17 protein-coding genes are annotated in these 20,552 nt (G+C 63.0%); 9 read left to right on the top strand and 8 right to left on the bottom strand.

Annotated features, from left to right (window positions below; genetic code table 11):
- The first annotated feature begins 18 nt into the window (after nucleotides 1-18).
- Together NKI20_RS10740 and NKI20_RS10735 are read left to right on the top strand one after the other, a co-directional pair.
- The gene (locus NKI20_RS10740) at nucleotides 19-1,032 is read left to right on the top strand and encodes a type II secretion system F family protein (protein ID WP_023758083.1); all 1,014 of its coding nucleotides are present in this window, start codon (nucleotides 19-21) and stop codon (nucleotides 1,030-1,032) included.
- Nucleotides 1,033-1,041: 9 nt separating this feature from the next.
- A complete protein-coding gene (locus tag NKI20_RS10735) occupies nucleotides 1,042-2,061 on the top strand; it encodes a type II secretion system F family protein (RefSeq protein WP_352601386.1) in 1,020 nt (339 codons plus the stop codon).
- Nucleotides 2,062-2,150: 89 nt separating this feature from the next.
- Here the strand turns inward: NKI20_RS10735 and NKI20_RS10730 are convergent, their stop codons facing one another.
- Complete coding sequence (locus NKI20_RS10730; RefSeq protein WP_352830430.1) at nucleotides 2,151-2,972, bottom strand: tetratricopeptide repeat protein; 822 nt, start codon at nucleotides 2,970-2,972, stop codon at nucleotides 2,151-2,153.
- A gap of 129 nt (nucleotides 2,973-3,101) precedes the next feature.
- On the opposite strand from NKI20_RS10730, the gene NKI20_RS10725 reads away from it, so the two are divergent.
- From NKI20_RS10725 to pdeM, 5 genes are all read left to right on the top strand, one after another.
- Entirely contained in the window at nucleotides 3,102-4,466 is a 1,365-nt protein-coding gene (locus NKI20_RS10725; protein WP_352830427.1) for a leucyl aminopeptidase family protein, read from the top strand.
- Nucleotides 4,467-4,538: 72 nt separating this feature from the next.
- On the top strand, nucleotides 4,539-4,889 hold the full coding sequence (locus tag NKI20_RS10720) for a MarR family winged helix-turn-helix transcriptional regulator (protein WP_023758079.1): 351 nt from the start codon (nucleotides 4,539-4,541) through the stop codon (nucleotides 4,887-4,889).
- A gap of 16 nt (nucleotides 4,890-4,905) precedes the next feature.
- The gene (locus NKI20_RS10715) at nucleotides 4,906-5,766 is read left to right on the top strand and encodes a C40 family peptidase (protein ID WP_352830424.1); all 861 of its coding nucleotides are present in this window, start codon (nucleotides 4,906-4,908) and stop codon (nucleotides 5,764-5,766) included.
- A gap of 67 nt (nucleotides 5,767-5,833) precedes the next feature.
- A complete protein-coding gene (locus tag NKI20_RS10710) occupies nucleotides 5,834-8,383 on the top strand; it encodes a ligase-associated DNA damage response DEXH box helicase (RefSeq protein ID WP_352830421.1) in 2,550 nt (849 codons plus the stop codon).
- Entirely contained in the window at nucleotides 8,380-9,096 is a 717-nt protein-coding gene (gene pdeM, locus NKI20_RS10705) for a ligase-associated DNA damage response endonuclease PdeM (RefSeq protein WP_352830418.1), read from the top strand. Before NKI20_RS10710 ends, pdeM begins: the two co-directional genes overlap by 4 nt.
- Before the next feature lie 22 nt (nucleotides 9,097-9,118).
- On the opposite strand, the gene NKI20_RS10700 is transcribed toward pdeM, so the two are convergent.
- From NKI20_RS10700 to NKI20_RS10690, 3 genes are read right to left on the bottom strand one after another with little or no spacing between them, the layout of a single operon-like run.
- Nucleotides 9,119-10,054, bottom strand: a complete 936-nt coding sequence (locus tag NKI20_RS10700; protein WP_352830416.1) for a dimethyl sulfoxide reductase anchor subunit family protein — start codon at nucleotides 10,052-10,054, stop codon at nucleotides 9,119-9,121.
- Nucleotides 10,055-10,056: 2 nt separating this feature from the next.
- Nucleotides 10,057-10,791 (bottom strand): 4Fe-4S dicluster domain-containing protein, encoded by a 735-nt coding sequence (locus NKI20_RS10695; protein WP_136619626.1) that lies wholly within the window; start codon nucleotides 10,789-10,791, stop codon nucleotides 10,057-10,059.
- The gene (locus NKI20_RS10690; RefSeq protein WP_352830413.1) at nucleotides 10,788-13,718 is read right to left on the bottom strand and encodes a molybdopterin oxidoreductase family protein; all 2,931 of its coding nucleotides are present in this window, start codon (nucleotides 13,716-13,718) and stop codon (nucleotides 10,788-10,790) included. Before NKI20_RS10690 ends, NKI20_RS10695 begins: the two co-directional genes overlap by 4 nt.
- 278 nt (nucleotides 13,719-13,996) lie before the next feature.
- On the opposite strand from NKI20_RS10690, the gene NKI20_RS10685 reads away from it, so the two are divergent.
- Nucleotides 13,997-14,914 carry a LysR substrate-binding domain-containing protein gene (locus tag NKI20_RS10685; protein ID WP_352830412.1) on the top strand — a complete coding sequence of 306 codons (918 nt, stop codon included), beginning with the start codon at nucleotides 13,997-13,999 and terminating at the stop codon, nucleotides 14,912-14,914.
- 46 nt (nucleotides 14,915-14,960) lie between these two features.
- On the opposite strand, the gene NKI20_RS10680 is transcribed toward NKI20_RS10685, so the two are convergent.
- A complete protein-coding gene (locus tag NKI20_RS10680) occupies nucleotides 14,961-16,511 on the bottom strand; it encodes a winged helix-turn-helix domain-containing tetratricopeptide repeat protein (RefSeq protein WP_352830409.1) in 1,551 nt (516 codons plus the stop codon).
- A gap of 109 nt (nucleotides 16,512-16,620) precedes the next feature.
- Here NKI20_RS10680 and NKI20_RS10675 point away from each other — a divergent pair, with 109 nt between their 5' ends.
- Nucleotides 16,621-17,082 carry a cupin domain-containing protein gene (locus NKI20_RS10675; protein WP_023758070.1) on the top strand — a complete coding sequence of 154 codons (462 nt, stop codon included), beginning with the start codon at nucleotides 16,621-16,623 and terminating at the stop codon, nucleotides 17,080-17,082.
- 99 nt (nucleotides 17,083-17,181) lie between these two features.
- On the opposite strand, the gene NKI20_RS10670 is transcribed toward NKI20_RS10675, so the two are convergent.
- The 3 genes from NKI20_RS10670 to NKI20_RS10660 all read right to left on the bottom strand — a co-directional run bounded on the left by NKI20_RS10670 (nucleotide 17,182) and on the right by NKI20_RS10660 (nucleotide 20,426).
- Entirely contained in the window at nucleotides 17,182-18,438 is a 1,257-nt protein-coding gene (locus NKI20_RS10670) for an Hsp70 family protein (protein ID WP_352830406.1), read from the bottom strand.
- A 273-nt stretch (nucleotides 18,439-18,711) separates the two neighbouring features.
- Nucleotides 18,712-19,503, bottom strand: coding sequence for a TIGR02186 family protein (locus NKI20_RS10665; RefSeq protein WP_352830403.1), 792 nt, complete (start codon nucleotides 19,501-19,503; stop codon nucleotides 18,712-18,714).
- Nucleotides 19,503-20,426, bottom strand: coding sequence for a sulfite exporter TauE/SafE family protein (locus NKI20_RS10660; RefSeq protein WP_023758067.1), 924 nt, complete (start codon nucleotides 20,424-20,426; stop codon nucleotides 19,503-19,505). The genes NKI20_RS10665 and NKI20_RS10660 overlap by 1 nt, the downstream gene beginning before the upstream one ends.
- Between the last annotated feature and the right edge of the window lie 126 nt (nucleotides 20,427-20,552).

Genomic DNA, 20,552 nt, shown 5'->3' with positions numbered 1-20,552 from the left:
GCGTAAGGGTTCGAGCCAATGTTTGGATTTGACGGCACAGTACTGGCGTTTGTCGTACTCGCCGGCTTCAGCGCCGGCGCCGTCGCCTATGCATTTCTGTTCACTCGGATCAGCAACGAGAAACAGGTCGGCAAGCGGCTCGAAACGATCAGGACCGCCGAGACGGATCGCTCGGTCGTCAAGGCCTCGCGCGATCGCGCGGCGGAAGCCACCAAGCGGCGCAAGTCGGTTCAGGATTCACTCAACGAGCTCGACGCAAAGCAGAGAACCAAGGACAGCGCCGTCAAGAAACCGCCGCTGAAGGTCCAACTCCGCCAGGCCGGCCTGAAGACCACGGTAGAGCGCTTCTATGTATATTCCGCCGTATGCGGCCTCGTTTTGACCATGGCCGCCTTTGTGGCCGGAGCGCCGAAGCTCGCCTTGCCTGGCGTGCTGCTGGCCGGGGCGCTCGGCCTGCCGCGCTGGTTCGTCTCGTTTCGTCGCGCGCGTCGGGTCAAGGCATTCCTCAACGAATTTCCAAACGCGCTCGACATCATCGTGCGCGCGGTCAAATCCGGCCTGCCGCTGAACGATGCCGTGCGCCTGATCGCCAACGAATCGCCCGAGCCTGTAAAGGCCGAGTTTCGTCGCATCGTCGATTCACAGCAGATGGGCCTCTCGATCCCCGACGCAACCTTGCGCATGCCCGAAACCATGCCTTGCACGGAGGCGGGTTTCTTCGGCATCGTCATCCAGATTCAGTCGCAGGCCGGTGGCAATCTCTCCGAGGCGCTGGGCAATCTTTCGCGCGTGCTTCGCGATCGCAAGAAGATGAAGGCCAAGGTGCAGGCGCTGTCGATGGAAGCCAAGGCGTCCGCCGCGATCATCGGTGCGCTGCCCTTCATCGTCGCCTTTCTCGTCTACCTGTCGAGCCCGGCCTACCTGATGCCGCTTTTCACCACCAGCGTCGGAAATCTGATCCTTGGTTGCGCTGGGGTCTGGATGTCGATCGGCATCCTGGTGATGCGCAAGATGATGAACTTCGAAGTCTAGGATGCTGGCATGACCGAGCAAGTTGTCAAAACCCTGACGGATCCAAGCTTCCTGATCGCGCTGCTGGTCGGAATAGCGGTGTTTGCGACCTTCTTCACCTTGCTGCCGGCGTTTGGCGGAAACCAGCTCAAGTCACGCATGAAAACCGTTGCGCTGGAACGCGACGAATTGCGTGCCAAACAGCGCGCCCGGCTTGCCGTCGAGGCGGATCGCCGTCGCAAGGGCCTGCGCGAGGAACAGTCTGTTGGCATGCGCAACATTGTCGACCGGTTGGATCTGAGGCGCGCGCTCGCCGACGAGGGCACGTTGCAGAAACTTAAAGTGGCCGGGTTTCGGGGCCAGAATCCGCTGACGCGGTTTCTTTTCTTCCGTCTGGTACTTCCTTTTGTCGGCTTTGCGCTGGCCACAATCTACATCTTCGTGCTCGGGGCGTTGCCCGACAAGCCATTGGTCATCCGGCTGTTCGTCTGTATCCTCGTTGCGTATGGCGGCTTCTACGCACCGGTCGTCTATGTCAACAACCGTGCCACCAAGCGCAAGCAGTCAATCCAGATGGCATGGCCGGATGGGCTCGATCTGATGCTGATCTGCGTCGAATCGGGCATGTCGGTGGAAGCAGCGCTGCGCAAGGTCGCCGATGAGATCGGCGCGCAATCGGTGCCGCTGGCGGAAGAATTCATCCTCACCAATGCCGAGCTTTCCTATCTGCCGGAGCGCAAGCAGGCCTACGAGAACCTGGCAAGTCGCACCGGACTGGATTCGGTCAAGTCGGTGTCGCAGGCACTCGTCCAGGCCGAGCGTTACGGCACGCCGGTGGCGCATGCGCTACGCGTGCTTGCCGCCGAAAGTCGCGACATGCGCATGAATGCGGCCGAGAAGAAGGCCGCCGCCTTGCCGCCAAAGCTCACCGTGCCGATGATCCTGTTTTTCCTGCCTGTGCTTTTCGCCATCATTCTGGGCCCCGCCGGCATTCAGGTCAGTCAGCGCGGCATCTTCGGAGATCATCCGGCGCCGGCAGCATCTCAGTAGCAGCGCGGCAAATCCCTGTACGACATGTGAAAAAGCCGCGCTGGATGCAGCGCGGCCTTTTTCATTCAACTTCCTTGCGGATTGTTGTTTCAGTTAGTCGCGGACTTTGACTTGTCCTGATCCTTGAGCTGGCTCCAGGCATTCTGCTGTGCCAGCATCTGCCTGAGATAGGCGACGTTGGCCTGCGCCTGCTCAGGCGAGAGTTCCTGTCGGGCGATCTTCTCGGCCTCGTCGAAACGGCCTTGCAGCCCGACGACCAGCGCCAGGTTCTGGCGGACCCGGCTGTCCGCATTGGGCTGCTGCGCGGCCGAGCGCATGTAGGTTTCGGCGGTGCGCAGGTCCCCTTCCAGCACATAGGACATGCCAAGGTTGGAGAGCACCGAAGGCTCGTTCGGCTTGAGTTCGAGCGCCTTGCGGTAAAGCTGGCGCGCATTATCCTTCTGGCCGGTCTGGTCGAGAATGGCCGCTTCGGCCGACACCAGCCTCCAGTCGGGATATTCCGGTGTCTGAGCGCGGCGTACGGCGTCAAGCGCCGCCTCGAACTGGCCGTTGGCCGCCAGCGCCTTGCCATAGGCGGCAAGCACGTCACGATCCTTCGGCAGAGCGATCGCCAGCTTGCGCATCACGGCGAGCGACTGGTCGGCGTCACCATCCATCTGCAGTGCCGCCGCATAATTGGTCGCTATCCGCTTGTCGTTGGGGTTCCTGGCGTAGGATTGGCCAAGGGCGCCGGTGGCATTGTGCAGTTCTCCGGCCGACATGAGTTCCAACGGTTTGCCTCCGGTGCGCCCGATCGAGCCGGTGGAGAGCTTGTCGGTTCCGCAACCGGCGACGCCCGCCGCGAGCGCCAGCGCAAGGGCCGTGGTGATGAGCCGCTTTCCCCTGGCATTGATCGTGCTGTTGGTCGGCATGGCTACCTAAGCCTCCATTCATGCGCGGCCATTGCGTGGCCGTCTTCCCTCTCGCAGAAATATTCTGTTAACCCTAACGGACAGTTAAGAACGCCGACTCGGGGCGCGCCCACACCAGGAGACCGTCGAATGCCTGTCGAACTCGTCGAGAAGAAATTGCCGGGCGCATTGCCGGTCTATCTGGTCGCCAGCGACGGTCTGGACGCAGCCGGTCTTGCGCCAGCGGCCGTCGCCTGGGCAAGAGCCAATGGCTTTTCCGGCGAGGCAGGCAGGACGCTGGTCGTGCCTGGCGAAAAAGGAGCGCTCGGCGGCGCCCTCTTCGGTATCGGCGATGGCGAAGGCGCGCTCGCCCTGGGCGGGCTGTCGAAAGCCCTTCCGGAAGGCGACTGGCATTTCGCCTCGACGCCGGTCGAGCCGGAACTCGTTGCAATCGCGCTGATGCTCGGCGGCTACGTCTTCACCCGCTATGGCAAGAAACCTGGCAAGGCGCTGCGCTTCGGCCTGCCGGCCGGCGTCGATACCGGGCGGGTTCGCCGTATTGTCGATGGCGTTTTCCTGGTCCGCGATCTGGTCAACACGCCGACCAGCGATATGGGCCCGGAAGACCTGGAGAAGGCGGTGCGGACCCTTGCCGACAGGCACAAGGCCGACGTCTCGGTGGTCAAGGGCGACGATCTTCTCGATCAGAACTTCCCGATGATCCACGCCGTCGGCCGCGCGTCGACCGCCGCGCCGCGCCTGATCGACATGCGTTGGGGGCAGCAAGGCGCGCCGAAGGTGACGCTGGTCGGCAAGGGTGTCTGTTTCGATACTGGCGGTCTCGACATCAAGCCGTCGTCCGGCATGCTTTTGATGAAGAAGGATATGGGCGGTGCCGCCAACGTGCTTGGCCTGGCCTCGATGATCATGGCTGCAGGGCTGGATGTGCGCCTGCGCGTGCTCATTCCCGCGGTCGAGAATTCGATTGCCGGCAACGCCTTCCGGCCCGGCGACGTGCTGACGAGCCGCAAGGGCATGTCAGTCGAGATCGGCAACACGGACGCCGAGGGACGGCTGGTGCTCGCCGATGCGCTGGCGCTGGCCGACGAGGAGGAGCCGCAGCTTCTGGTCGACATGGCGACACTGACCGGGGCTGCCCGTGTCGCGCTCGGTCCCGACCTGCCACCATTCTATACCGGCGACGAAACGCTCGCATTCGACCTCGCGGCGGCTTCTGTTGCGGTCGAGGATCCGCTGTGGCGGATGCCATTATGGCGGCCTTACGATTCAAAGCTGTCGTCGAAGATCGCCGACATCAACAATGTCACCGCGGACGGTTTTGCCGGCTCGATCACGGCGGCACTATTCCTGAAGCGCTTTGTCGAAAAGACTGTGGCCTGGGCGCATTTCGACATCTTCGCCTGGAACCCTGCTGACCGCCCGCATGGTCCTGCTGGCGGCGAGGCACAAGGCATCCGCGCGCTTGAGCGGCTCATCTCGAAGCGCTTTGGCTGATAGAGTTAGGCAGAGCGGGCAAATTACGGAAACTGAAACGGAACCGAAACAATTTGCTGTCATGCTGGCGCGATGTCGATTGCGATGCGCCCGAGCCAGGCCTTGCGACTGTGGCAGCAAGTGATGCTGTCGCAAGTGCGCAACGATGCACCCGATCTGACCATGCGCCAGACCGCGATCCTGTTCACAATCTATCTCGACCCGCCGCCACATACCGTGCGTGGGCTAGCTGCCCGCCTCAACGTCACCAAGCCGGTGATTACGCGCGCGCTTGACACGATGGGCGCATTGAAACTGGTATCGCGCCATCGCGACGAACTCGACAAGCGAAATGTGCTGATCAGACGCACGGTCGAGGGCGCTCTCTTTGTCGAGCGCTTCGGCGATGATATCATCGCCAAGGCCCATGAGTTACCCATCTAATTTCAGAGTTGCCGATTTGACTGCCAGGGATGCCCGCCTTCACGCTTTCCGTTCCGACCTCGCCGATGCACGGCTGAAGGGCGAAGTCGCCGCAGACCGCTTCGTTGCCGGTCGGCCGGCGCGGATCACTGCAGCCGTGGCCGATATCCGCAAGGCGCCGCGGCCGGATGCCGGCGTCAACACGCAAGCCCTGTTCGGCGACGATGTCCTGGTCTTCGAGGTCGCTGAGGGCTGGGCCTGGGTCCAGGCGGAACGTGACGGCTATGTCGGCTATGTCGCCGATACCATGCTGGGCGGGCGGGAACATGCGCCCACGCACATCGTCTCGGCACCACGCACTTTTCTCTATCCTGGACCCGATTTGCGGTTTCCGATCTCAGGACAATTGTCGATGGGATCGACGGTGACAGTGACGGATGCGGCCGAGACACGCGGCACCCACTATGCCGTTCTGCCCTCCGGCGAAGCGTTGATAGCAGGTCATCTGCGGCCTCTCGGTGACGTGGCCACCGATTACGTTTCGGTGGCTGAGATGTTTCTCGGCACACCCTATCTCTGGGGCGGCACTTCCGGCTTCGGCATCGATTGTTCGGGCCTGGTGCAACTGGCGATGCGCATGGCCGGCAGGAACGTGCTGCGCGATACCGACATGCAGGCGACGACGCTCGGCGGGCCGCTGGAACCGGGACCTGATTTCTCAGGGTTGCGGCGGGGCGACCTGGTGTTCTGGAAGGGCCATGTCGCCGTTATGACCGATGCCGACACCATGATCCACGCCAACGGCCACACCATGCTGGTGTCGCGCGAGGGACTGAAGGATGCCGTCGCCCGCATCGGCTACCTCTATGGCGGTCCGACCGGGTTTCGGCGGCCGTAGGAACGAACGATCCCCTTTTGTTCCGATTCTTCTTGGCGATTGACTGCCGTCGCGCTACCTCTGGCAGGTGACAGAGCAGCCGCGCCTTGCCGAACAGAATGCCACCGTCGCCCTGCCCGAACCATTCATCCGATGGTTTGGCGAAAAGGGCTGGTCGCCGCGCGCCCATCAGATTGAACTTCTGTCGAAGGCCCAGGCCGGACAGTCGGTCCTGCTGATCGCCCCGACTGGCGCCGGCAAGACGTTGGCCGGGTTCCTGCCCTCGCTGACTGAACTTGCGAACCGGCCAAGGCGAAAGCCGGGCCAGGCGCATCGCGGCATCCACACGCTCTATATCTCGCCACTGAAGGCGCTTGCCGTCGATATCGAGCGCAACCTCGGCAAGCCGGTGGAGGAGATCGGGCTGCCCGTCACCATCGAGACGCGCACCGGCGACACCCCCGGGCACAAGCGCCAGCGCCAGAAACTGGTGCCGCCCGATATTCTGCTAACCACGCCCGAGCAACTGGCGCTGCTGATCGCAGCAGGCGATGCAAGGCGCTTCTTTGAGGACCTGCGCTACGTCGTGCTCGACGAATTGCATTCACTGGTGACGTCGAAACGCGGACATCTGCTGGCGCTCGGGCTGGCGCGGTTGCGCAGCTTTGTCCCTGGCCTGCAGACGATCGGGCTATCGGCGACGGTGGCCGAGCCGGACGAGTTGCGGCGCTGGCTGGTCAGCCAGAATCCACCCAAAGAGTCGACAAGCCCGGGGATGGCCGAATTGATCGTCGTCACGGGCGGCGCGAAGCCGGAGATCTCCATCCTCGATTCGGAAGAGCGCGTGCCGTGGGCGGGGCATTCGGCGCGCTACGCCACGCCGGAGATTTACCACGAGATCAAGCGCCACAAGACGACCCTGTTGTTCGTCAACACCCGCAGCCAGGCGGAGCTGCTGTTCCAGGAATTGTGGCGGGTCAATGAGGATACCTTGCCGATCGCGTTGCATCACGGCTCGCTCGACGTTGCGCAGCGCCGGCGCGTCGAGAAGGCGATGGGCGAGAATGCGCTGCGTGCCATCGTCGCCACCTCGACGCTCGACCTCGGCATCGACTGGGGCGATGTCGACCTGGTCGTGCATGTCGGCGCGCCGAAAGGGGCAAGCCGGCTGGCGCAGCGCATTGGCCGCGCCAACCACCGCATGGACGAGCCGTCCAAGGCGATCCTCATCCCAGCCAATCGTTTCGAGGTGCTGGAGTGCCGGGCTGCCCTCGACGCCAATTATCTCGGCGCCCAGGACACACCGCCGCTGATCGATGGCGGCCTCGATGTGCTGGCCCAGCATGTGCTGGGCTGCGCCTGCGGCGCGCCGTTCCGTGCCGATGATCTGTTCGAGGAAGTGCGAACAGCCGCGCCCTATGTCAGCCTCGATCGGTCGACATTCGACCGTGTCGTGGACTTCGTCGCCACCGGCGGCTATGCGCTGAAGAATTATGAGCGCTATGCCCGCATCCGGCTAAACAAGGATGGGTTGTGGCGCGTGTCCAATCCGCGCATTGCCCAGCAATACAGGTTGAATGTCGGCACCATCATCGAGGTGCCGGCCCTCAACGTGCGTTACATCAAGGCCGGCAGCAAAGGCGCGGCTTCGCGCGGCGGCCGGGTTCTCGGCAAGATCGAGGAAGCCTTCCTCGAAACGCTGACGCATGGCGACACGTTCATGTTTGCCGGCAAGGTGCTGCGCTTCGAAGGCATTCGCGAGAATGAATGCTTCGTGTCGAACGCGCCCGGCAGCGATGCCAAGGTGCCCTATTATGGCGGCGGCAAGTTCCCGCTTTCGACCTATCTCGCTGAACAGGTCCGCATCATGCTGGACGACCCGCAGCGATGGAAGAAGCTTCCGGAGCAGGTGGGCGATTGGCTGCGGTTCCAGGCCGACAAATCGGTGCTGCCCAAACGCCACGACCTGCTGATCGAGACCTTTCCGCGCGGCAATCGCCATTATCTCGTGGCCTACCCGTTCGAGGGCAGGCTAGCGCACCAGACGCTCGGCATGCTGCTCACCCGCCGGCTCGACAGGACGGGAGCCAGGCCGCTCGGCTTTGTCGCCACTGACTATGCACTGGCGATATGGTCACTGGGCGACATGGGCTCGATGTTCAAAGCTCGGAAGCCTTCGCTCAGCGCACTCTTCGACCAGGATATGCTGGGCGATGACCTCGAAGCCTGGCTGGCCGACAGCTGGCTTCTCAAGCGCACCTTCCGCAACTGCGCGCTGATTTCGGGATTGATCGAAAAACGCCATCCGGGCCAGGAAAAGAGTGGCCGCCAGGTCACCGTGTCGACTGACCTCATTTACGATGTGCTGCGCAGCCATGAGCCGGACCACATCCTGCTGCAGGCGACACGTGCGGATGCGGCGACCGGTCTGCTCGATGTCAGCAGACTTGCCGACATGCTCTCGCGCATCCAAGGTCGAATCGTGCATAAGGCGCTTGAACAGATTTCGCCGCTTGCCGTGCCGATCATGCTTGAGATCGGCAAGATGCCGGTGAACGGCGAGGCCGATGAAACGCTGCTTATGGATGCGGCGACATTGGTCGAGGAGGCAATGGGGCCGGGGATGGTCGAGGAATGAATTTTTCGCTGGCGCGCACATCGCTGATCGGCGAGGCCGACCTTGTCGGCATCGCCGGCGAGCGCGCCGTCTGCGATCCGCGCGGTGTGCTCTATTTTCCCGAGTTCAGGCTTCTGGCCGTGTCCGACCTGCATCTGGAAAAGGGTTCGTCGCTGGCAAGGCGCGGCACGCTGATTCCGCCTTACGACACCGGCGCAACCTTGCTGAGATTGCAGGCCGTGATCGCTGACTATCAGCCATCCATCGTCATCAGCCTGGGCGATAGTTTTCACGATGGCGGCGGCGCCGGACGCATGCATGCGAGCTTTCGCGAGCGGCTGGAGGCGCTGATGTCAGGCCGCGACTGGTTCTGGGTTGCCGGCAATCACGATCCGGAAGCGCCCGCCGACCTGCAGGGCGAAACGGTGCGCGAACTCGCCATTGGCTCGCTGCTGTTCCGGCACGAGCCGTCGAAGGTGCGCGTCGAGGGCGAAATAGCGGGCCACCTGCATCCATGCGCTCGCATCGTGCAGCGGGGCCGTTCGGTGCGGCGGCGCTGCTTTGCCGGGGATGGCGGCCGCATGATCATGCCGGCCTTCGGCGCCTATACCGGCTCCCTCAACGTGCTCGACCGCGCCTATGCCGGGCTGTTCCGGCTGGATACTCTGATGGCCTACATGCTCGGCGCGGACCGCATTTTTGCGATATCCCGCTCAATGCTGAGGCCTGGCTGAGGCGTGTTTCCGCCGGTAGTCTCTACCGCCCGTAATATAAAGTGACGGTGTGCTTCGCCTCGGCGAAGAACAGCCAGCGTTCGACCAGCATGCCGGCGAACTGCACGATCGCGGCGAGCACCGACAGCGCCGCTGCGAAGGGCCAGGGCAGGGCGAAAGTAGCCGCGAGCAGCAGGACGGGGAAGGCAAAGGCCAGACCCTGTGCGATCTGGCGCAGCCGCACGCTGTGTTTGCGTGCGATGCGAAAGCCCATCTCCTTAAGCAGGTAGTTTTCCTCGGTATGCGGCCATTCCAGCGACCGCACCGTGCCGCCGGAAAGTCCAGTCGCGGTGTTGGCGGTGGTCGAAATCTCCAGCGCGTCATTGTAGCGCCAGGTCGCCAGCTTCCAGCCCCAGCCGAGCAGAGTCAGCAGTATGGAAGCCACCAGAAGGGTTATCGAACCAAGATCAAATCCCTGCAGCAGCGCGTTCAGCAGCACGCTACCGGTCATTGCCGAGAAGATGAGGTAAGCTGGCAGCGTGAACCGGCTGTGCCATTGGGCGATCGGCTTTAGTGACGCATAGATCATTCCCGTGGTGCAGACGGTGACGACCGCGCCGATGGCCGCCAGCAATCCCGCCATGCCGACCCAGCCGCCGGTCTTGCCGAAAAACACCCAGCCGATGCCGAACAGCCCCGCGGGAATGAAGGTTATGACCGAGGCGACGCCTTCACGCGACAGCCACGAACTGCGCCACTGCGAGAAGGCCCGCCAAGCCCGTTCGGGCCTGCCGAGGTGGCCGGTCGAGGACAACAGCCCCGCCGCGATCAGGCCGAGCGCCAGGCCCATGCCGATGAAGCCCAGCCAGAAATCGGGTGGAATGATCTGGAATCCTCCGAGCACGCCCAGCAGCGCGAGCAGCCCATAGCCGGCGCCGGTGGCGGTGGTGAAGAAGACGACCGAGAAGGCTGGATGCATGATCAGTTCGAAAGCATGCGGTCGACCCAGCCGAGGAAGCCGCCTTCGGCCCGCACCGGTTCGAGGGCCGGCGCGGCCACCGAAGCGGCACGCGTGGTATGGGCGCGCGGCGGCAGGTATTTGTTGGTCGGGCGGTAGCCGAGCTCCGGCATCAGGTCGACGCCGCCACGCTCCGCCACCAGTTGCGAGACAGCCGACAGGGGATCACCCAGGTCGCCAAAATGCCGAGCGCTGGTCGGGCAAGCTGCGACGCAGGCCGGCACACGGTCTTCCTCGGCCAGATTGTCGTTATAGATGCGATCGACGCACAGCGTGCACTTCTTCATGACGCCGACATCGGTGTCGAATTCGCGCGCCCCATAGGGGCAGGCCCAGCTACACAATTTACAGCCGATGCACTTGTCCTCGTCGATCAGCACGATGCCGTCTGAAGCCCGCTTGTAGGAGGCGCCGGTCGGGCAGACGGTGACGCAGGCCGGCGTCTCGCAATGCAGGCAGGAGCGCGGGAAGTTGACCGTGCGTCCGCCCATCTCGGTGGTGTGCTCGTAGCTGTGAACACGGTTGAACCAGACGCCGTCGACATGGCCGCCATAAGGGTCGATGTCGGTCAGCGGCGCCATGTGGCCGCCGGTGTTCCACTCCTTGCAGGCGGTGACGCAGGCCTGGCAGCCGACGCAGGTGTCGAGATCGATGACTAGCCCTAGTTTCTTGCCGCTTTGACTGGGCAGACAAGTCATTCGGCCACCTCTCTTGCCCGGCGGAATTCAGCACCGAAGGTCAGCTTGTCGGGCGAGGGTTCGAAATGCGGGGGCTGCTGAAAACGCTCGAACTGCGGCTCGGTGAAGCCGGCTTCCTCGGCCGCGCATTTGACGATGCGCACGCGCAGATCGAACCATGCCGCCTGGCCGGTGACCGGATCGGAGTTTGAATAGCGCTTGCCCTGAGCATCGGCGGAAGTCTGGTCGCCGATGATATGATTGAGCAGGAAACCGCGATTGGATTCGGCCGCGTCGTCCTTCAGCCCCCAGCTGCCGCGCCGCTTGCCGATGGCGTTCCAGGTCCAGACCGTGCTTTCGTTCACCCCGTCGATCAGCTTGATCTGTCCCTTCACTCTGCCGTTGATGCTTTCGATCCACACCCAGTCGTCATCGACAAGACCTAGATCTGCTGCCGTCCGCTGATGCACGAACAGCCGGTTCTGGCTGGTGATCTGTCTCAGCCACGCATTCTGCGACCCCCACGAATGGTACATGTGCATGGGCCTCTGCGTCAGCGCGTGCAGCGGATATTTTTCGAGGTCGACGGCTGCTTCTTCGAAGGGCATGTACCAGAAGGGCAGCGGGTCCATGTAGGTCTCGATGCGCTGGCGATCGCCCTCGGGCGGCAAGGCGCGGCCATGACCGCGCGCGGCAAGACGGAAGCGCTGCATTGGCTCGCAATAGAGCTGGAAGACGATTGGCTCCGCCTTGGGGATGAAGCCCATCTGCACGGCGAAGTCGAGATAGGAGCGATTGGCCATCTTGTAGTAGCGCTGGTCGTCAGCGAAATCGTGATGCCAGAAGCCGCCATTGTCGATGTAGCGTTGCAACTGGTCCGGGTTGGCCTCACCCCTGCCGATCGAGGTCCCATCCTTGCCGCGCCAGCCCGCGAGCGGGCCGATGCCTGATGTGCGCTCATGGTTGACGATGTAGTCGGCATAGTCGCGGTACTTGGCCGTGCCATCCTCATCGACGAAACCGGGCAGGCCGAGCCGGGCGCCGAGTTCGATCAGCACCGACTGGAACGGCCGGACATCGCGGTCCGGCTCGACGACGGGATGGCGGATGGCATCGCCCGGTCCGTCGGCATGGCTGATCGGCCGGTCGAGCAGGCTGATGCAGTCATGCCGCTCGAGATAGGTCGTATCCGGCAGGACGAGGTCGGCAAACGGCACGGTCTCGGAATAATAGGCATCGGAATAAATGATGAAGGGGATCTTGTAGTCGCCCGCGTCATCATGGTCGGTCAGCATGGCCATGGTCTCGACGGTGTTCATCGAGGAATTCCACGCCATGTTCGACATGTACATCATCAACGTGTCGATCCTGTAGGGATCGCCGGCCCAGGCGTTGCGGATGACGGTATGCATCAGGCCATGCGCCGCCAGCGGCGCGTCCCAGGAATAGGCCTTGTCGATACGGGTCGGCGTACCGGCCTCATCGACCAGCAGGTCGTCCGGCCCACAGACGAAACCAAGCGGCATGCCGTCAAGCGGCGTCATCGGCTTGATGGTCTTGCCGGCCGGCTTCGGACCGGGCGGTGCGGAGCGGGGATAGGGCGGCTTGAAGCGGAAGCCGCCCGGCACATCCACCGTGCCCAGCAGCACCTGAAGCAAATGGATGGCGCGGCAGGTATGAAAACCGTTCGAATGAGCCGAGATGCCGCGCATGGCGTGCATCGAGACAGGCCGCCCCTTGATCGTCTCGTGCCGGCGCCCGGCCCAGTCGGTCCAGGCGATCGGCAGCTCGATCGTCTGTTCGAAGGCGACATGCGCGAGTTCGGCGGCGATCCTGCGGATCGTATCGGCGGCAATGCCGCAGCGCTCGGCGACCGCGTCCGGTGCATAACTCTCATCGAGGTAGCGGTCGGCGATCAACTGGAACACCGGAACGCAGTGGCGTCCGTCGATCGTGAAGCTGCCGGTCAGCGCCGGTCTCGCGCTGGCATCGGTGGCGCTGACCGGTGTCTTCGCCATCCTGTCCCAGGCCAGCGGATTGCCCTCGGCATCGCGGACGAACAGCCCGTCATCGGCCGCACCCGGCTCCTGGATGACGAGGACGTGAGCGTTGGTGTAGCGCAGCAAATAATCGAGATCGACGCGGCCCGCCCTGAGCAATTCATGGATAAGCGCGAACACGAACAGTCCGTCGGTGCCGGGCCGGATGCCGATCCAGTCGTCGGCGATCGCATTGTAGCCGGTCCGGCACGGATTGATCGAGACGACTTTGGCGCCGCGCGCCTTGAGCTTGCCGAGACCGATCTTGATCGGGTTGGAATCGTGATCCTCGGCGACCCCGAACAACATGAAGTACTTGGTGTTGTCCCAGTCCGGTTCGCCGAACTCCCAGAACGAGCCGCCAATCGTGTAGAGGCCCCCCGCCGCCATGTTGACCGAACAGAAGCCGCCGTGGGCGGCGAAGTTCGGAGTGCCGAACTGGCTTGCCCACCAGCCGGTCAAGGATTGGGATTGGTCGCGGCCGGTGAAGAAGGCCAATTTCTTGGGGTCGGTCCGGCGGATGTTCGACAGCCGCTCCGTCGCGATCGAAAACGCCTCTTTCCACTCGATTTCCCGGAACTCGCCAAAGCCGCGCGGACCGGTGCGCAGCAATGGCTTCCTCAGCCTTGCCGGGCTGTAGTGCTGCATGATGCCGGAGCTGCCCTTGCCGCAGATCACGCCCCGATTGACCGGATGGTCCTTGTTGCCGTTGATGTAGCGGACCTTGCCATCCTTGATGTGCACGTCGATGCCGCAGCGGCAGGCGCACATGTAGCAGGTGGTCTTGGCAATGCTGTCGGAAACGTCAGGCGAGGTGTCGACGCCATCGCCTTCATCCGGTGCGCGCGTGTCGGCAAGCGGGCGCTGCGATGGTGCCGAATTCGCGCCGCGCGGCGGTCTGTGCATCATGATCCGGGGGTGCCTGTACGGCCAACGGATTTGGCACGTGTCCTCGGTCCGGGGCCGCGCATGTAGTGCTCTTCAGGATGATAGCGATCGCCCGCCAACCGTCGCCTTATGCCGCGGGTCCAATGCGCAAACAGGGATCTGAACCGCCCGATCATTCTGCTCTCTGCGATATCTCGGCGAATTTGTTCTAATCTCCCCAGAAAACTTAGAATAAAGGCATCGATCTGTCTAATCAGTTGTTCTTGTAAATTCGATCGATATAGGTTCTTAATGCGCCCATGACCCTGGACCAGTTGCGGATTTTCGTCGCCGTCGCCGAGCGCGGCCATATGACCAAGGCGGCGGAACTGCTGGGCATTTCGCAGTCGGCAGCGTCGGCCGCCATCCGGGCGCTTGAAGAACAACATGGCGTCCATCTGTTCAACCGGGTTGGCCGCAACATCGAGCTTGCCCAGACCGGACACCGGTTCCTGCCCGAAGCCAAGGCAGTGCTCGAACGGGCGGCTGCCGCGCGCAATGTACTGGAGCATGTCTCGCAGACGGTCACCGGCAGCCTCTCGATCGCCGCCAGCCAGACCATCGCCAGTTATTGGCTGCCGCGCCGGCTAGCGTCCTTCCATGAAGCCTATCCGGCCGTCAGGCTGAGCGTCACCATCGGCAACACCAGGCAGGTCGAGGCCAATGTCCTTGATGGTGCGGCCGATCTCGGCCTGGTCGAGGGGCGCACCGAGTCCGACATATTGCGCCGCGCCAAGGTCGACGTCGACAGGCTCATGCTGGTGGTTGCCAGCTCGCATCCGGAGATCGCCGAGTTTGCGCCCGGCCACCCCGACATCAAGGGCCTGCGCTGGATCATCCGCGAGGGCGGTTCGGGCACGCGCGAAGTGCTGGAGGATCTGGCGCGCCGCGAAGGAATTTCGCTCGCCGACCTCCAGATATTCCTGGTGCTGCCGAGCAATGAGGCTATCCGCCAGGCGGTCGAGGCGGGAGCCGGCGCCACCATCATTTCGGAGCTTGTCGTGGCCCGTGCAGTGGCCGAAGGCAGTCTCAGGTCCGTGCCGCTCGAATTGCCGAAGCGCGACTTCGCCATGATCACGCATCGCGATCGCCAGGCAAGCCTTGCCCAGATGGCGCTCAAGACGCATCTCGGCGGCAAGGCGGATGCTGCGTCAATCCCGCTGAGTCCGTCGAAATGACCCAGGTTGGACCATCGCAAGCGCCGTCCGCCTCGGCGCTCGACCGTCACTCTGGCAATCCGGCGTCCCGCAGCGCGCTTCCAAGAGTTTCCGCGAGCGCTGGCGCGCAGCGCACGCCAGCAAACTGGCGGCTGTAGCGAAAGCCCGGCTGAAGCTCGCGCACGCGCGCGGCCGCCGCCCGTGCTTCGTCCAGCCGCCCGAGTTTGGCGAGCGCAGCGGCTAGTTGCACATAGGTGATGCTGTGTGCCGGATTGGCTTGAACGGACTTGTATGCCGCACGACAGGCTTCTTCGTAACGCCCGCGCAGCAAATGGCTCATAGCTTGCGCGTCAAACGCGGCCCAAGTCCACGAATCGAACGGGCTTAGCCGCATACCCTTCTCGCTCCATTCTATCGCTCGCTCTGCTTCGCCGCCCCATCCGAGAATGACGCTGCCAAGAATGTAGGTCAGCGCCGATGACGGGCTAATGGCGAGGGCTGCTTCCAATGCTGTGAATGCGGCGGCGCGATCATGCGCGTCCATGCCGATCGAAAACCCTGCCCATGTCAGAGCGAGCGCATCATCTTGCCCATGAACAATGGCCCATCGGGCATGCCGGATCGAAGCGGTACGGCTGACCTCCTGCAGCCCGGCGCGAAGGAACAAACAATGATGACACATCGCGGCATTGCCATGTGCAAGGGCATAGGCGGGCTCGAGTGCGATGGCACGCTCAAGAAGCGCCAGCGCTCTAATAACTTGCGCCGGCATACCTGTGTCAACGTCAGGCTGGGCTTGAAGCACGAGATCGTAGGCATCGAGACTCTCCGGGCGCTTCCGCCTGACGCGTTCAATTTCCGCTTTTCGCATGCTCGGGGCGATCGCGCCCACCGCTGATAGCGCGATCTCGTCCTGAAGCGCGAAAATGTCCTCGGAGCTGCGGTCGTAGCGCTCGGCCCACACATGCGCGCCGGTCGATGCATCGATCATCTGACCGGTCACGCGCACACTGCCGCCGGCCTTGCGCACGCTGCCTTCGATGACATATCGCACGCCAAGCTCGCTGCCGACCTGCTTCACGTCCACGGCGCGGCCCTTGTAGGTGAAGGTCGAATTTCGCGCGATTACGAAAAGCCAGTTTATGCGTGCCAGGCCGGTGATGATGTCGTCGACCATTCCATCAGCGAAATACTCCTGCTGTGGATCTCCGCTCAAGTTCGAAAACGGCAGGACCGCGACGGACGGTTTCTCAGGCAAGGTCAGCGCCAACGCGATGCGGGATGCAGGGACATTCGTCGCAACAGCCGGTCCTACATAGCGATAGCCGCGTCGCGGCAGTGTTTCGATCCAGCTCTCAGCATTCGCTGCGTTGGCCAATACCCGGCGCAAGGCCGCGATCTGGACCGTTAGGTTGTTATCGGCAACCGCCAACTCGCCCCAGCCGGCCTCGACCAACGCGTCCTTGGATACCGGTACGCCCGCGTTTTGGAGCAGCAAGCGCAAAAGCGAGACGGCGCGTTGCCCAAGCATGGTCGGCTCGGCACCGTGGTACAAAATGCCCGCCACCTGATCGAGACGGAACGGGCCAAACTGATAAAGGTCGCCTCCGAGTGCCATCCAACGCTTTTAGCAAATTTTTGGGAACGAATTCACGACTTCCCGGCATCGACGCCCAATGTTGCACAGGTGCTTGCCAGAAGTAAGCGCCCAGTCAAAGGAGGATCCTATGAGTGCCAATGCCGTCATTCGCATGCCCGATGAGAAGAAGGGTATCATGCTGCGTGGTCAACCTATGGTCTTCCTCGTCACCGGCGAAAATACCAAGCACACGAGCATGTTTGACTGGACGATCCCAGCGGGATTCGCCACCGGACGGCATGTTCACCGCGTCCAGGAAGAGACGTTCTACCTGCTCGAGGGCGAGTGTGCGTGGCATGTCGGCGACAAGACGATCCGTGCAACGCCCGGAACCTATCTGTTCATTCCACCGGGAGTACCGCACGACATCACGAATGTCAGTGAGGGGCCCGCGCGCGTGCTGATGACCGTCTCTCCGCCTGGCCACGAGCACTACTTCGAAGAACTTGCCAAACTCGCGGCGCAAGGTGCGCCGGACCCAAAAGCGCTCGCCGATTTGCGAAACCGCTACGACACTGACCAGCTCTCGACTTTGACAACGCGCGGGTAAGTCCCTGTCCAGGCCTTCGTCGCGTCACGCCTGCGGCGTTTATGTGCATATGGCCTAGTCCAACGCGGATCGGTAAAGCAGAACCGCTCCAAGAAAGCCTCAGCCGAACTTTCGCTGAGCATCCAGCGCCAGGCCAAGTCCGACCGAGCCGAACATGTCGCCTTCGATGACGGATGCCTGCGGCACCAGCGACAGGATCTCTCGTCTGGCGAGCGGAATCGCGGTCGATCCGCCGGTCAGGAACACCGCGGTGATATCGGATGGCCTGACCTCAGCGTCCCGGATGGTCTGCGCCACCGTTCCTGTGACCCGCTCGATATCCCTGGCGATCGTGGCTTCCAGCCCGCTGCGCGTAATCTCGGCGGCGAACTCCGCGCCCGGCAGCTTCACCGCGACCTCTGCGAACGAGCTGTCGGTGAGCTCGATCTTGGCTTTTTCGACAAGCGCCGCCAGCGCGTGTCCGTAGCGGTGCTCGACGATGTGGATGAAGCGGTCGACCAGGTCGGCGCGCTCAGCCTCGTAGCGGATCTGGCGCAGATGCGTCATCGCCTTGGCGGTGTAGACCAGATTGATGCGCTGCCATGTCGCGAGGTCGATGAAGTAGCTGGCCGGCAGATTGCGCTTGCCGTCCTTGGTCGGCGTCAAATAGCCAAGCTGCGGCATGACATGGGCGATGCTCAGCAGCCGGTCGAAATCCGTGCCGCCAATATGGATGCCCCGGCTGGCCAGGATGTCGTCCTTGCGGTCGAGCGACCGGGAGCGCTGCGGTGAAACGCGCACGACCGAGAAGTCCGAGGTGCCGCCGCCCATGTCGATGATCAGCGCCAGCTCTTCCCTCGCCACCTTCTGCTCGTAGTCGAGCGCAGCCGCAATCGGTTCGAACTGGAATGCGATGTGCTTGAAGCCCTGGGCGCGCGCGGCGTTCTCGAGTTCGCTTTGCGCCTTCGCGTCGGCCTCAGCGTCGTCATCGACGAATTGCACCGGCCGGCCAAGCACCACGGTCTCGACGGCATCGCCGGCATCTGCTTCGAGCTTCTTCTTGAGATGGCCGAGGAACAGGCCGACGATTTCCATGAACCCGATCGAGCGCGCCTTGATACGGGTCTTCTCGTGCGCAAGCGAACTGCCGAGCACGCTCTTCAGCGAGCGCATCAGCCGGCCTTCGATGCTGTCGGTGTAGTTGGCGATGGCGTGGCGGCCAAAACAGGTGCGGTTGTCCTCGAAGTTGAAGAACACGGCACTGGGCAGCGTGACCTGGTCGTCTTCAAGCGCGACGAGGCGCGGCTGCCCGTTCCTGACCACGCCCACGGTGGAATTGGAAGTGCCGAAGTCGATGCCGCCGAAGGCTGGTCGCATGACAAGTTCCTGTATTGGTCGTCGGCGAGCCGATAGGCGCCACGAGAAATCGCGCGCTGCCCGGGGACGGGCTGCTCTGCCGAACCGAATTGTTTGTGTCTGCCAGTTGGCTGGGGAGCGCGGTCTACCGCATGCTCCCGCAAAGGGAAACTACTTTTCGGGAAAAGTTCTAAAGCGCGTCGCGTTTGAACGGATTCAGGCGACGCGCTTTAGGTTCTCGATTCGATGCATGTCGTTCTCCCAAAACCGGGGCCTACTTTTGGGCGACATGCATTAGTCTCGCCGGAAGATCAGCCTTCCGAGCCAGCCGGTCAGCATGGCTAGCGATATCGCGAAGACGCCGTAGAGGAAGGAATAATTGTGCGCGACACGGAAGATCGACTGTTCAAAGCCGGATTTGCGGATTTCGAGCTGGGCCGAGCTCTCCTTGATGAACAGGCCGCTCTTGAACAGGAAGGCGCGCGCCTTGTGGGTGCCGACCGGAACATTCGGCGCCAGCCTGACGGTGGCGCGAAACAGGTTCTGCGAGAGGAATTGCACGCCACCGACATTCTCGCTGTAGAGGCCGGTCGCCGACTTGCGCTCCCGCAGCGCAGCGGTGAATTCCTCGATCGTCGCCGGGCTGTCGCCGGGATCGGCGGGTTGCATGTAGAGGTTGGAGGCGCCGAGCGACAGCTGCTTATAGCTGTTCGGCTCGGTGATGTCCTGCAACGGCCGCGTCGTCGCTACCGAATAAGACACCGGCACGTTCTCGAAGGTCTCGGAGTCCAGATTGATCCAGACGCCGAGCACCCGGTCCTTGCGGCGCACCACCACCGGTTTGGGTGGCCCTTCGAGCACGACGATGACATCATAGCGGCCCTGACGCGCCACGAGTGGATCGGGATTTTCCAGCGAACCGAAGATGGTCAGGTCGGCGCCGGAAAAGCCGGCGGTGATTGAGACATTGTCGGTGGAGAGCCCGATCTGGATGCCTTCCGTCAGCGGGACCTGTGCCTTCGCCGGCACGGCGGCCGCAAGCAGCGACAGGAAAATGGCTGTTGCGAACGCGTTCGGAGCCCTCATCAGTTGAGGCCCGCGGCAGACAGCGAATAGAGGTTGGGCGGGGTGACGAAGAGACCGATGGCCAGTCGTATCGCTACCGCCAGCACCAGCACCGCCAGCAAGGCCCTGAGCTGTTCGCCGCGCAGCCTCTGGCCGGCCTTGGCGCCATATTGCGCACCGGCCACGCCGCCCGCCATCAGCAAGAAGGCCAGCACGACGTCGACCGTCTGGTTGGTGGTGGCGTGGACCAGCGTCGTATAGGCGGAGGTAAAGATGATCTGGAACAGCGATGTGCCGATAACGACATTGGTCGGCACTTTCAGGAGATAGATCAGCGCCGGCACCATGATGAAACCGCCGCCGACGCCCATGATTGACGACAGGAAGCCGATGCCGGCGCCCAGGCCAAGCACCGGGATGACGCTGACGAACAGCTTTGAGGCCCTGAAACGCATCTTCAACGGCAAGCGATGGATCCAGTTGTGCTGCCCGGATTTCTTCAGCACCGGTGCCGCGCCGCTACGTGTGGCACGCAAGGCATTGACGCTTTCGACCAGCATCAGCCCGCCGACGGTGCCAAGCAGCACGACGTAGAGCAGCGAGATGAACAGGTCGAGCTGGCCGAGGCGGCGCAGGAAGGCGAAGACGTAGATGCCGGCGGTGGAGCCGATGATGCCGCCGGCCAGCAAAACCCCACCGAGCTTGAAGTCGAGCGTCCCCCGCTTCATGTGCGAAAGGACGCCGGAGACGGAGGAGGCGATGACCTGGTTGGCGCCGGTGGCGACCGCGATCGCCGGCGGTATGTTGTAGAAGATCAAGAGCGGCGTGATGAGGAAGCCCCCGCCGACCCCGAACATGCCCGACAGGAAGCCCACCGCCGCACCCATGGCCAGCAGGACGAAGACGTTGACGGAAATTTCCGCGATCGGGAGATAGATGCCCACCCGTCAGTCTCGATCAGTTCTGCCTGTCGGCGAATGCAACCGTTGCGGGCATCTTGGACCGACAAGCCAATTCGTTCTTGCGCCGGAGGTGCTGCGAAGTCAAACCGCGCTACGCCGCCGAAACAA

Source organism: Mesorhizobium sp. M0830, from assembly GCF_040319965.1.
Lineage (GTDB): Bacteria > Pseudomonadota > Alphaproteobacteria > Rhizobiales > Rhizobiaceae > Mesorhizobium.
This window is presented reverse-complemented; position numbering and strand designations above follow the sequence as displayed.